12 protein-coding genes are annotated in these 12,206 nt (G+C 71.0%); 2 read left to right on the forward strand and 10 right to left on the reverse strand.

Going from position 1 to position 12,206, the window contains the following annotated elements:
• Positions 1-269 precede the first annotated feature (269 nt).
• On the reverse strand, positions 270-1,442 hold the full coding sequence (locus EV562_RS28660) for an epoxide hydrolase family protein (protein WP_133889759.1): 1,173 nt from the start codon (positions 1,440-1,442) through the stop codon (positions 270-272).
• Between the two features lie 100 nt (positions 1,443-1,542).
• Between EV562_RS28660 and EV562_RS28665 the strand changes: the two genes are divergently transcribed.
• Positions 1,543-2,109 carry a CGNR zinc finger domain-containing protein gene (locus EV562_RS28665; protein WP_133889760.1) on the forward strand — a complete coding sequence of 189 codons (567 nt, stop codon included), beginning with the start codon at positions 1,543-1,545 and terminating at the stop codon, positions 2,107-2,109.
• 86 nt (positions 2,110-2,195) lie between these two features.
• Here the strand turns inward: EV562_RS28665 and EV562_RS28670 are convergent, their stop codons facing one another.
• From EV562_RS28670 to EV562_RS28680, 3 genes are all read right to left on the reverse strand, one after another.
• Complete coding sequence (locus EV562_RS28670) at positions 2,196-2,921, reverse strand: dienelactone hydrolase family protein (RefSeq protein ID WP_133889761.1); 726 nt, start codon at positions 2,919-2,921, stop codon at positions 2,196-2,198.
• A 205-nt stretch (positions 2,922-3,126) separates the two neighbouring features.
• Positions 3,127-4,158: a YihY/virulence factor BrkB family protein gene (locus EV562_RS28675; RefSeq protein WP_133889762.1), complete on the reverse strand. Its 1,032-nt coding sequence runs from the start codon at positions 4,156-4,158 to the stop codon at positions 3,127-3,129.
• A gap of 87 nt (positions 4,159-4,245) precedes the next feature.
• Positions 4,246-5,610, reverse strand: a complete 1,365-nt coding sequence (locus EV562_RS28680; protein ID WP_133889763.1) for a hypothetical protein — start codon at positions 5,608-5,610, stop codon at positions 4,246-4,248.
• Positions 5,611-5,749: 139 nt separating this feature from the next.
• Here EV562_RS28680 and EV562_RS28685 point away from each other — a divergent pair, with 139 nt between their 5' ends.
• Positions 5,750-6,286 carry a MaoC family dehydratase gene (locus tag EV562_RS28685; RefSeq protein ID WP_133889764.1) on the forward strand — a complete coding sequence of 179 codons (537 nt, stop codon included), beginning with the start codon at positions 5,750-5,752 and terminating at the stop codon, positions 6,284-6,286.
• Here the strand turns inward: EV562_RS28685 and EV562_RS28690 are convergent.
• Genes EV562_RS28690 through EV562_RS28715 form a run of 6 tightly spaced genes read right to left on the reverse strand, consistent with a single transcriptional unit; the run spans position 6,265 to position 12,183 of the window.
• Positions 6,265-7,221, reverse strand: coding sequence for an ornithine cyclodeaminase family protein (locus tag EV562_RS28690; protein ID WP_208298444.1), 957 nt, complete (start codon positions 7,219-7,221; stop codon positions 6,265-6,267). The two genes, EV562_RS28685 and EV562_RS28690, sit on opposite strands and share 22 nt — an antisense overlap.
• Positions 7,218-8,234, reverse strand: a complete 1,017-nt coding sequence (gene dmpG, locus EV562_RS28695) for a 4-hydroxy-2-oxovalerate aldolase (RefSeq protein WP_133889765.1) — start codon at positions 8,232-8,234, stop codon at positions 7,218-7,220. Before dmpG ends, EV562_RS28690 begins: the two co-directional genes overlap by 4 nt.
• Positions 8,231-9,160, reverse strand: coding sequence for an acetaldehyde dehydrogenase (acetylating) (locus EV562_RS28700; RefSeq protein WP_133889766.1), 930 nt, complete (start codon positions 9,158-9,160; stop codon positions 8,231-8,233). The genes dmpG and EV562_RS28700 overlap by 4 nt, the downstream gene beginning before the upstream one ends.
• Positions 9,147-10,052 (reverse strand): CoA ester lyase, encoded by a 906-nt coding sequence (locus EV562_RS28705; RefSeq protein WP_133889767.1) that lies wholly within the window; start codon positions 10,050-10,052, stop codon positions 9,147-9,149. Before EV562_RS28705 ends, EV562_RS28700 begins: the two co-directional genes overlap by 14 nt.
• Positions 10,049-11,338 carry an aminotransferase class I/II-fold pyridoxal phosphate-dependent enzyme gene (locus tag EV562_RS28710; protein WP_133889768.1) on the reverse strand — a complete coding sequence of 430 codons (1,290 nt, stop codon included), beginning with the start codon at positions 11,336-11,338 and terminating at the stop codon, positions 10,049-10,051. Before EV562_RS28710 ends, EV562_RS28705 begins: the two co-directional genes overlap by 4 nt.
• Entirely contained in the window at positions 11,335-12,183 is an 849-nt protein-coding gene (locus tag EV562_RS28715; RefSeq protein ID WP_243860217.1) for a cupin-like domain-containing protein, read from the reverse strand. The genes EV562_RS28710 and EV562_RS28715 overlap by 4 nt, the downstream gene beginning before the upstream one ends.
• Positions 12,184-12,206: the final 23 nt, after the last annotated feature.

Consider the following 12,206-nt stretch of genomic DNA (forward strand, 5'->3'; position numbering starts at 1 on the left):
GGAAGCCGGAAGCCGGAAGCCGGAAGCCGGAAGCCGGAAGCCGGAAGCCGGAAGCCGGAAGCCGGAGGTGTTCGGGTGTGCTCGACGAGGATCCACGCTTCCTCGTGGGCGGCTTCGGCGCAGGCACTCATGCGGCAAGGACACCCCTCGCGCGCCGCGCCTGCCTCGTCGCCGCCGCCGCCGGAGGAGGAGCGGCTCTCGCCTCCGTCTCGGCAACGGCATGAGGCTGATGCGACCGTGCCGGAGCGCGGGTCATGCCGCTGCCGGGTTCATCGGTCGGCGCCCAGTACCGCGGCGAGGCCTTCCCGCAGGTCCTCGACGAAGGGTTCGGGAACCTCCAGTGACGGGAAATGACCCCCCTTGTCGGGCAGGCCCCAGCGGACGATCCGTCGGTAACGCTGCTGCGCCCAGGGGCGCGGGCACTTCTCGACATCATGGGGGTAGGCAGTGATCGCTGAGGGGACGTCGACCCGGAGTTCCGGGTCCAGCGAGTTGTGGCTCTCGTAGTAGATACGGGCGGCGGACGCTCCGCTGCGCGTCAGCCAGTACAGCGTGACGTTGTCGAGGATGCGGTCCCTGGGGATGGTTTCGAACGGGGTGTCCTGGGTGTCCGACCATTCGGCGAACTTGTCGAGAATCCAGGCGAGGAGCCCGACCGGTGAGTCGACGAGCGCATAGCCGATGGTCTGCGGTCGGGTCGCCTGCTGCTTCGCGTACGCGGCGCGGTGGCGCCAGAAGTCACGGGTCTCCTCGGCCCATCGGCGCTCCGTCGCCGTCAGTCCCTCCGTCGTAAGCCCGGGCGGTCCCTCGGCGAAGGTGGTGTGGATGCCGAGGACGTGTGCCGGGAACCTGCCGGCGAGGACCGTGGTGATATTGCCTCCCCAGTCGCCGCCGTGGGCCAGGAACCGCCGGTAGCCGAGCCTGCCCATCAGTTCCACCCAGGCGGCCGCGGTCCTCTCGGTTCCCCACCCGGTGGTGGCGGGCTTGTCGCTGTAGCCGAACCCCGGCAGCGACGGGACCACGACGTGGAAGGCCGGCGTGTCCTCGTGCCTCGGATCCGCCAGCTCCTCCACCAAGTGGCTGAACCGGGCGACGCTGTCAGGCCAGCCATGCGTGAGAAGGAGGGGAGTGGCATCGGTCCGCGCTGACCGGCGATGCAGGAAGTGGATCCCCAGGCCGTCGATGGTCGTGCGGAACTGGCCGATCTGGTTGAGGTGCTCCTCGAACGCCCGCCAGTCGTACCCGGTACGCCAGTACTCCACGAGATCGGTGAGGTCGGCGAGCGGAACGCCCTGTTCCCACCGCCCGGGGCCGGGTGGAGCGCCATGAACGGTCTCGGCCTCCGGCAGCCGCGCCGCTGCCAGTCGCGCACGCAGGTCGTCGAGGTCCGCCTCCGTCGCATGAGCTTCGAATGCCTGCACGTTGCTGGTGGGGCGGGGCATGGGGCCTCCTGGCCGTCGCTTGCGCTGCAACCTGTAGTGAACCGGCTATGACGGTTCTACTATGTCCTCCTGTGAGCGTGCAACCGGCTATGGTGGTTCCATGCGTTCGGAATTCCCTGACTTCCGCCTGGGCACCGTGCTGGCGACCAGCTTCACGGGCACCTTGTCGGAGCGGCACGGCGATGCCGTGGAGCGCATCCCCACACCGCAGCGACTCGTCGACTGGCTGGCGGTGTACGGCCTGGCCGTGGACTCCTGCACCACCGCCCAGCTGGAGCTGGCCCGGCGACTGAGGGAGTCGATCCACGCCGCCGCGACGGCGGCCGCGCTCCAGTCGCCCCTGCCCACGGCCGCCGTCCAGGTCATCAACGACTGCAGCACCCGAGGGAGGGCAGCGGCCGTCCTGACGCCTGAAGGCACGCGGGAATGGCAGCTCGCCTCGACCGACCGCGTGGAAGACGCCCTCGGCGTGATCGCCGCCGACGCGGTCAGCGTCATCGCCGGGGAACGAGACGGAAAACTGGCCCTGTGCGCGTCACCGACCTGCCGAGCCGCGTTCTTCGACACCAGCCGGAGCCGCACCCGCAGGTGGTGCGACATGAACACATGCGGGAATCGGCAGAAGAAGGCGCGCTTCAACGCCAGTCGGGGCAAAGACCCCGCGTAGGCCGGGTGTGGCAGGACGAGAGACGGACCCGGGTCAGGTCGGGCGAGGCATGGCCCGCGGCCCGGGACCGCCGGCGCCCGACCGGATCACGACGTCGTGGTCAGGCATTCGGCGAGCAGGTCGACGACGTCGCGCCAGGCTCGCTGCGCGTGCCGTGCGTGGTATCCGACGCCGGGCACCACGGGGTGGTCGACCGGCGGGTGGTGGAACGCGTGCAGGGCGCCGCCGTAGACCACGAGGCGCCAGTCGACGCCCGCGGCCTGCATCTCGGCGGTGAACGCGCTCCGTTGCGCGGGCGGCATGATCGGATCTTCCGATCCGACCCCGGCCCACACCGGGCAGCGCATGCGCGCCGCCTCGCCCGGTCGGCCCGTGGTCAGGGCGTTGACTGTTGCGATCGCGCGCAGGTTGACGCCGTCGCGCCCGAGTTCCAGCCCGACGGCGCCCCCGGTGCCGTAGCCGACGGCGGCGATCCGGTCGGGGTCGGTCCGTGGCTCGGCGCGCAACACGTCGAGCGCCGCGTGACCGATGCCCCGCATCCGGTCGGGACTGGCGAGCAGCGGCATGCAACGGGCCAGCATCGCCTCAGGGTCACTGAGATAGCGCCCACCGTGCAGGTCGAAGGCCAGCGTCACATATCCCAGCTCGGCGAGAGCCTCGGCCCGGCCGCGCTCGACGTCGCTCAGCCCCATGCCCTCCGGCCCGAGCAGCACCGCGGGCCGGCGGTCGGCACCGGCCGGGAGCGCGAGGTGCCCGATCATCGTCAGGCCGTCGGCCGGGTACTCGACCGTACGCGTCGTGATCTTCGTCATGGGACTGGACTGTAGCGATCGTCGAGCCCCCTCCGGCCGGTGTTCTGCCGCGGGCAGAGCGGCACGTCTGTTCTCCGGGACACGGGGAGGGGCTGGCGCCCGGGGCTCCATGACGTCGCTTCGGCGTTCGCGCATCTCGGATGTCCCCCACGGTTTCTGTGACGCGAGCGTCGTAGGCCGGCCGTCTACCTTCCGAGCGGAGCCACTAGCCTCCGTCGCCGTCCGTCCGTTGCGAGGACGGCCGGTCGCCCGGCCGGGGCTGGTCACCGGGCCGGGGAGCGGAGCCGGGATCCGGAAGCACGGGGCTGGTGATGCCGGCTCGGGCGGCCTCCAGCTGGGCCGCGAACGCCACGCCCAGGAAGAGGGCCACGCCGGCCATGTTGGCCCACAGGAACAGGGCCATCAGCGCGGTCAGCGGCCCGTACAGCGAACCGAAGGACCCGCTGTACGCCACGTAGAGCGCCAGCAGCCAGGTAGCCGTGATCCACAGGACGAGCTGCACGACGGACCCGAACACCAGCCAGGTGTAACCCGGTTGGGCACGCCTGGGCGCCCACCGCAGGACGACGGCCGACGCCATGCAGGCGAGCGCCACGCCCACCGGGACCTTCCCCCATTCCCACCAGCTCAGCCACGCCCCGTGCCGGCCGAACACCTCCGCCACCGCCCTGCCCACCGCGCCGCCAGCCACCGTCACGAGAAAGCCCAGCACCAGCGGCCCGCCGGCACCGACCGCCAGCAGCAGGCTGCGGCCGTACTTCTCCAGGAACGGCCGGTCGCGTTCGATGCCGTAGATGCGGTTGCATCCCCGCTCGATCTGGCCCATCGCCGATGCGAGGTTCAGGACGGCGAAACCGAGGCCCAGCCACATGGCCACGGTGCCCGCCGCATCGGCGTCGGCATGCGTACGGGTCGTCAGCAGCCCCTCGCGCACGAGCTCGGCGCTGGCCGACGGAACGATCTCGGTCAAGGTCAGTTCGATCAGCCGTCCGACGCTTTCCGTGTGGATGGCCGCGGAGACCCCCACCAGGGCGATGGCGAGCGGCACCATCCCGATGACCAACTGGAAGGCGAGGGCCCGCGCGAAACTGAATCCGTCGGCGTACCGGAAGCGCAGGAACGCGTCGGTCACCAGCCGGCGCCCCCCGTAGCGGCGCAGCGCGGCCCAGGCTTCGTCCCCGGACAACTCGTCACCGATCATGTCCCTCGTCTGCGGTACGTGCACCACTGTTCCCATGCAGGAGGTGTGCTCCGCCGACCCGTTTCCATGCGGACGGGCGCCACCGTGCGCAGGTAACCCGGTGACGGGACCGGGTTCTCCTCGTCAGACGGCCGCCACGCAGTTGTCCGAGCTGTGGGTGCCGTGGACGGTGACCACGCCGGACGAACCGTCGCCGAAGAAGCGGGCCAGTATCCCGGCCGGCCGGCCGCCGAAGAGGAGCGGGCCGAGGACGGGCGCCACCTGGGCGAGGTGAGGCTCCGCCGCGCCGTCGGCGGCCAGGTACAACGGGCAGGTGCGCGGGGAGACGAAGTCCTGCACGACGCTCGTCCCCGACTCCGCGGCGGCGACCACCGCCGACTCCCACTGCTGGGGAGACTGCTCGCGGCCGATGGCGACCTGCTTGCCGCTCATTCCGATCCCCGCCTTGAGTACGAGCTGCTCACGGTTGGCCACGGCGTACGGCACGAGGTCCACCTTGCGACCGGCCCGGTGCGTGAAGCGGTGGGACAGCACCCGGGTCCACGGAACGTACCGTTCGACCAGGTGCTGTTCGGCGGCGCTCATCCAGGGACGTCCCTCCGACAGGAAGCCCAGGGTGAGCTTGCTGGACAGGAACGTGGACGTCTGCGTGCCCACCAGCAGGCAGCCATGATCGAGGGCGTCCTGCACGGGAGCGGTGTCGATGCCCAGTTCGAGCCAGTCCGGGATGGTGAAGTCCCTCAGCCCCACCCGGTAGCGCAGGTGCGGTGGGCAGTCCCAGGCCTCGTGGAGATCCTCCGGCTCGAAGAAGCGGGCGGCCAGCCCCCGGCCGGCGAAGTACTCGGTCTGCATGTCGAAGTACCGGGTCGAGCCGCCCTGGTCGCGCGCGCTGCCGAGGACCGCGACACGGGGGGCGACGCCCAGCTCGGCACACAGGCCGCGGAACATCTCGGCGCGTACGGCGAAGGGGTCCGGGCTGCTGAACGGCAGCCGTCCCTGGTCGTCGGTGTACAGGGCGCGCCAGACAGCCATGCGGGACCGCACCTCGACCGGGCCACCGAGCGCGCCGCTGACGTTGAACTCCACGAACCGCGGGCCGTCCGGGCCGACGACCACGTCCGGCCGGGTCACACAGTCCGCGTAGCGCTCCTCGGTGAACTGGTCGGTCAAGAAGAGCCGGTGCTCGCTCTCGGGCATGCGGTACGCGGCCAGCCGCCCCTGGGTGGTGGGCGCCGTCTCCAGCGCGGTGCGGCGCACCAGGTCGAGCAGCGCCGCGGTCACCCTGAACAGCTCCGCGCAGGACGCGTGCGGCAGCACGAAGGGGGCGGCGGGGAGCAGCCGCTGGTAGGGCCAGCCGGTGTCCCGTATCTCGTGGTCCAGCATCCGGCGGATCACGGCCGGGGGCACGGCGGGCGGGACTACGTGCCGGTCGCCGAACCACGGGTGGCCTGACGGTCCCCGCCTGCCGGTCTCCACGGCTGAGCTCATCGGGCGGCTCTCCTTCTCCTGCCCTCTCGGGCATGTCGCGGCCTGATGGGCCGGATCCGCGGCGGGCTGCGCCCCGGCGGTGGATGGCGTACGGTCGTCGCAGCTTTCGGCTACCGTGACGTGCAAGGGGGATCTACGCATGACGCTGCGCCGCGTCGGGGACGGCGAGTACGTGGAGGAACACGGCGGGGACTACGAGGACTTCGCCCCCGGGATGCTGATCAGGCACTGGCCGGGCAGGACCATCACCGAGACCGACAACACCTGGCTGACCCTGCTCACCATGAACCAGCATCCGTTGCACTTCGACCGTGCCTACGGCGAGGGCGCCGAGTACGGGCGGGTGCTCGTCAACAGCGGGATCACTCTCTGCCTGGTCGGCGGCATGACCGTGCAGGCCCTGTCCGCGCGGGCGGTGGCCAACCTCGGATGGGACAAGGTCCGTCTGAAGGACCCGGTGTACGTGGGCGACACGCTGTACGCCGAGAGCCGGATCCTGCACAAGCGGCTGTCCGGGTCCCGTCCGGGCCAGGGCATCATCACGGTGGAGACGACGGGACGGAAGTCGTCCGGGGAACCGGTGATCGTCTTCGAGCGCTCCTTCATGGTCCGCTGCCGCGAGTCGCGGGAGCAGCCCCCCGAGCCGACCGCCCCTCAGCCGCACGAGGCCTCGTAGAGGGCCGCGGCCGCAGCCGTGTCCTCGATGGCCATGCCGACGCCGCGGAACACCGAGGTACGGCTGTGGTCCGGCCGGGCCTCCGGGTCCGTCAGCGTGCCCAGTTCGGTCAGCTGATCCTCCCGCAGCAGCCCCGCGGCGAGTGCGGCCCGCACCTCGCCCGCCTCGGCGACCGCCGCCGCGCGTTCCTCGACCACGACCAACGCGTCCGCGAGCAAGGTGGGTTCGACCTCGACGGCGTCTTCGTGCGTGCCGCCGATCACGTTGACGTGTGCTCCGGGGGCCACCCAGTCGGCCGCCAGCAGTGGCTCGTCGTCGTCGGTCGAGGTCGCCGTGCAGATGATCCCGGCGTCCCGCACGGCGTCCCGGGCCGTGTCGCAGACCGCGACCCGCACCCCGGGACCCGCGGTGTCGCGCACCCACCGGGCGAACGCCTCCGTACGGGCACGGGTACGGGAGTACACCCGCACCGAGCGGACCGGTCGGACCGCCGACACCGCCCGCACCAGCGCACGGGCCTGCACACCGGCCCCGACGAGGGCCAGGTCACCGGCGTCCGGCGGGGAGCACAGGCGGGTCGCGAGAGCCGCGACCGCGCCGGTGCGCAGCGCGGTCAGTTCGGCGCCGTCCAGCAGCGCCGTGATGCGCCCGGTCTCGAGGTCGGTGAGCACCACAAGGCCGTGGATCAGCGGAAGCCCGCGGTCCCGGTTGTCCGGGGTGAGCGAGGTGATCTTGACGGTGCCTGCTCCGCGTCCGGCCCAGACCGCCGTGCCCGCCAGCAGTTCCCGCTGCGGTCCGTGCTGGACGACCGTCCGCGGCGGCGAGGAGGTCCGGCCCGCCGAGAGGTCGGCCAGGGCTTCGGCCAGCGCGTCGACCACCCGCAGCAGACGCCCGTCCCCGGCCATGTCCTCGGCCGTGATCATCGGTACTCTCACGAGGCCACGTCCTTGCCGCGGGTGCTCAACTCGGCGACGACGTCGACGATCAGGTCCTCCTGACCCGCCACGGCCTGGCGTCTTCCGAGCTCGAAGAACACGTCCCGCGGATCGACCCCGGCGCGCTCCGCCTGGTCCAGCACGTGGTGCTTGAACCCCGAGAAGACCCCGGCCAGACCGCTGACGATGCTCAGCGAACCGGTCACCGGCGGCGCGGGCATGAGCTTCCACTCCGCGAACTCGGCGGCGTCGAGCAGCCGGTAGAGGTCGATCCCCGTGCGGTACCCGGTGCGCTCCAGCACCGGAACGAGTACCTCAAGCTGCGTGTTGCCCGCTCCGGCGCCGAAGCCCCGGGCGCAGCCGTCGATGATGGTCGCGCCGCCTTCCGCGGCGGCCACGGAGTTGGCGACGGCCATGCCGAGGTTGTTGTGCCCGTGGAAGATCACCGGCACGTCGACAGCCGCGGCGATGGCACCGATCCGCTCGGTGACGTCGGCGGGCAGGAAGTGGCCGGCGGAGTCCATGATGCCGACCGCCTGCGCCCCGTACTCCACGGTCTTCGCCGCGTGCTCGGCCAGCTCGGCCGGTGTCGCCATGTGGCTCATCATGAGCACGCAGTGCGCCTGCGCGCCCTCGGACCGCAGGAACTCGAGGTGGCGCTCGGCCAGCGAGGTCTCGGTGCAGTGCACTCCGATACGCAGGACGTCGGCACCGTGCGAGATCGCCTTGCGCAGATCGGCGGAGGTGCCCCAGCCGGGCAGCATGAAGACACCCATCCGGCTGCGGGTCAGCGCCTCCCGTACGGTCGACAGCATCTCGTCGTCGCTGACGGCGGCCCGTCCGACCTGCAACGAGGAGGCGCCCAGGCCGTTGCCGTGGCCCACCTCCACCACCGGGATGCCCGCGGCGTCGGCCGCCTCGGCGTACCCGCGCAGCGCGGCGGCGTCGAGCCGGTGCCGTACCGCGTGCTGGCCGTCGCGCAGCGTCGGGTCGTGGATCGTCACGTCGGTCACCGGCCCGCCCCCGTCCGAGCAGCCGCGGAGAGCCGGACGGCGTGCTGTTCGGCGACCATGACGGCCGCGGAGTTGATGATGTCCAGGTTGCCGGCGTACGGCGGCAGTACCTCGCTGTCGGCGACGACTTCCAGGGAGACGGTGATCCGGTCGCCGTTCACCGAGCAGGCTACGGCCTGGTAGCCGGGCTGGGCGGCGCGGACGCGCTCGGCCGCCGCGGCGACGACGGCGCGCACTTGCTCGGCATCGGCTCCGGGGGCGATCGCGTGGACGGCCGTCCGGAACGGGGCCGGAGGCACGGCGGGGCTGATGTTGAGCACCGCCTTGGTGTCACCGACCCCGGAGAACGAGGTGACCGCGTGCTGGGTGGTGGTCACGTACTCGTCGAGGTTCAGCCGGGTCGCCCGGCCCGCGATGGTCGAGGCCACGGTCGAGACCACCTCGATGTACTCCACGTCGAAGCGCTGCGCGAGGGCGTGGGCGATCGGCACCGACGCCTGGCCGCCGCAGCTGATCAGGTTCACGTTCCGCACGGCCGGGGGCTGCGGGCCGGTGACGGTCGGCACCACCATCTGCCCGATCCTGCTGGGCGTCATGTCGATCACCAGGGCGCCCAGTGGTTCGAGCAGACGCCAGTGCTCGGCGTGCGCCATGGCGCTGGTGGCGTCGAAGACCACGTCGAACGCCCGTGGTGCGCCGAGGACCGCGTCGATGCCGTCCGCCGATGTGGGGGAGCCCAGCGCGGCGGCGTGGCGGAGTCCGGCGGAGCCGGGGTTGCGTCCGGCCACCAGGCCGCACGTCAGGAACGCGGAACGGTGCACTTTGGCGACCAGGTCCTGGCCGATGGCGCCGGTGCCGATCACGGCGACCGACACCGGTCGCACGCGGCCCGTACCGGCACTCGCGGTGCCCTCAACGACGGTCATCGGCGGTCTCCCCCAGCTCGCTCCACACGCCGCCGGCCCGGCGCCCGAAACGCTGCGCCCACGCGTCCCCGAGCATCACGGTGGCCCGGGCCCGGCGGGCGAACGGCGGGCCGACCATGCTTCCGTCGAGGAGGGCGACACCGCCGTCGGCGGCCTCCACCGCTTCGGTGACGCGTCGCGCGCGCTGCAGTTCCTCCGGCCGGGGCCGCAACGCGCGGTTGATGGCGTCCAGTTCGGCCGGGTGCACGGTCACCTTGCCCAGGAAGCCCAGCTCGACGGTCCGGGCGATCTCCTCGGCCAGCGCCGCGGGGTCACCGAGGCGGAAATTGGCGGTGTCGACGCAGGCCGCACCGTGCCGGGCGCTCGCCAGGGCCATGGCCTGCCGTGCGGGGAGCATGTTCGCCCAGGTGATCTCCACCCCCATCGTGGCCGCCAGGTCGGCGGAGCCGAGTATCAGACCGTCGGCGGCCTCGGCGATCGCGTCGATGCGGGCGAGGGCAGCGGGTGTCTCCACGGTCACGTAGATCTCGGGCCGGACGCCGGCCGAGGCGAGGGTGTCCCGCAGCAGGGTCACCTCGACCGCCGAGTCGACCATGGTCATCACCACGAAGCCCGGCTTGACCGGGCACTCGGCGAGCAGCAGCAGATCGTGGACCGCGTCCATGGTGCCCAGCGCGTTGACGCGCACCGCGACGTTGGCCGGTTCGGGAGCCTTCTCCAGGGCCGCCCGGCACACGTCCCGGGCCGCCGCCTTCCGTCCCGGCGGCACCGCGTCCTCCAGATCCATGACGTGGAGGTCGGCGTCGTACGACCAGGCTCTGACGACCTGGTCGAGCCGGAGCGCCGGCGTGTAAAGGAGGCTGCGGGGGACGGCCCGGCCCGTGCGGGTCACCGGGGTACCCCGGTCGCGGCCGGAGCGGCCGGAGCAGCCGGGCGGGCGCCGGCCTCGACGAGCACCTTGCACAGGTCGCGGATCTGCTGTTCGCTCTGGCCGGCTCGCATCATGACGCGCAGGCCCGCCGTGCCGCGCGCGACGATCGGGAAGAACACCGGGGAGACGTAGAATCCGGCCTCGATGATGCGCCGGCCCGCCTCGATGACCGTGGTGTCGCTCATCGGCACCAGCCGGATCGGGAAGGTGCCGTTGCTCTGGTCGGTGTGGACCAGTGAGTCGAAGAGCTCGATGTTGCGGTAGAGACGATTCTGCAGCGTGGTCAGCTCGTCGGTCCGGTGGATCTCGGCCGAGGCGAGGCCTGCGCCGACCGAGGCGGTGTCCAGCAGTTGGGAGTAGTTCAGGGCGCCGCCGAACCGTTCGACGACGCGCAGTGTCTTCCGGGACTGCCCGTCGAGCACGATCGCCGCGCCGCTCGTGCCGTAGGCCTTGTTCAGCGTGACCACCGTGATCGTGCGGTCGTTGCGGGCCGGGTTGTGGGTGCGGACATAGCCGATGCCCCGCTCGCCGTAGGCCGACAGCGAGTGCGAATCGTCGTAGTAGACCAGCAGGCCGTACCGGTCCTGCAGTTCCGCCAGCTCCTTGACCGGGGCGTAACCGCCCAGACTGTCGCTGCCGTCGCAGACGTAGGCCACCCGGTCGTACTTCCGGCACATGTCCTCGATGAAGTCGAGGTCGTGATGGCGGGAGGTGACCACCTCGGTCTCGTCGGCGCAGACCGGCTTGACGTTCGCCATGGACACGTGGGCGTTCTTGTCGAAGATCATCAAAGGGCGGACGCCGTCGCCCAGATGCCCCGAGGCGATCAGTGGCAGCAGCCCGAAGGTGGCGGTGCTGGCCGCGATGGAACACACGACCTGGGCGTCGAACAGCTCACCGAGCGAGGTCTCCAGCTCCAGCATGGCCGGAATCTGGACGCGGCTGCGTGCGATGCAGTGGTCCAGTACGCCGTAGCGGCGCAGCGCCCGGACCGCGCCCTCGATCACCTCGGGGTGGGAGTCGAGGTCCAGGTACGAGCAGCAGCTGAAGTTGACGAACTCGTGGCCCTCGGGAAGGGTCTCGTGGCCGTCCCGGGCCCGCAGGACGCCCGTCCCCGTGTCGTAGTCGGCCACGATGCCCGCCAGGCCGTGGTGCTCCGACATGTCCCAGAACTCGTTGCCGATGCCGATCAGCTTGTCGTTGTTGCGGTACTGGTGGGCCGGGGTGATGGTCCTGGGCTCGGTCATGAGGTGGTGTCCGCCGGTTCGTAGTTGTAGACGCCCTTGAGCTTGCGGTAGACGGCGGTGTAGACCGCCACCCCGAGCACGTAGGGGCGGCGGAAGATCTTCGGATCGCGCAGCCAGAAGTTCATGTTGATGTTCATGTCGTCCAGTGACTCGGCCTGGTGCCACCAGCCGAGCGGCAGGTAGAGCATCTCCCCGGGCCGCAGGATCAGTTCGCGTCGCTGGGCGAGTTTGGCGGCGAGCTTCGGGTAGCGGGCCCAGTCCACGTCGTCGAAGTCGAAGACCTTCGACTTGTCACCGAACCCGCGCCGCAGCGATCGCGGGTAGTACTCCCAGAACCCCGGCGGGGCCAGCACGAACCGCTTGCTGCCCTCCAGGCAGACGTTGAAGTTCTCCAGCTCGTCGAAGTGGCTCTGGGTGAACACGCCCTTGTGGCTGATCCACAGGTTGGCGGCGTTCATCGGGCCGCGGTAGTCGAAGAGCCTGCCCGCGTCGAAGCCCAGGACGGCGTTGACGTCGGCGGGGCTGTTGCGGAAGTTCGAGACGATGCGGTTCCAGGTGTGGGGGTCGTTCATGTACCGGTCGTCCTCGAAGAACTCCCGGAGCCTGATCTCGCGCGTGGTCCACCGCTGCGAGTTCTGCTTGTCGCCCGGCTCGGTGAAGAGGGTGACCCTCATGTCGCCGAGGCGCTCGGCCACACCGTCACGGCCCAGACCCTGGATTCCCTTCGGCAAGGTGATGACCACGGGGACGTCGGCCCGGATCAGGGCCTCCCGCCCGAAGGCCAGGAACTCGTCGAACGAGATGCGGGGAACCGGTAGGCCCCCGAGGGCTTCTCGCCCGGACACAGGATGCGCTGTCGTCACAACTC

It is taken from the genome of Streptomyces sp. BK208, assembly GCF_004364245.1.
Classification (GTDB): Bacteria; Actinomycetota; Actinomycetes; order Streptomycetales; family Streptomycetaceae; genus Streptomyces.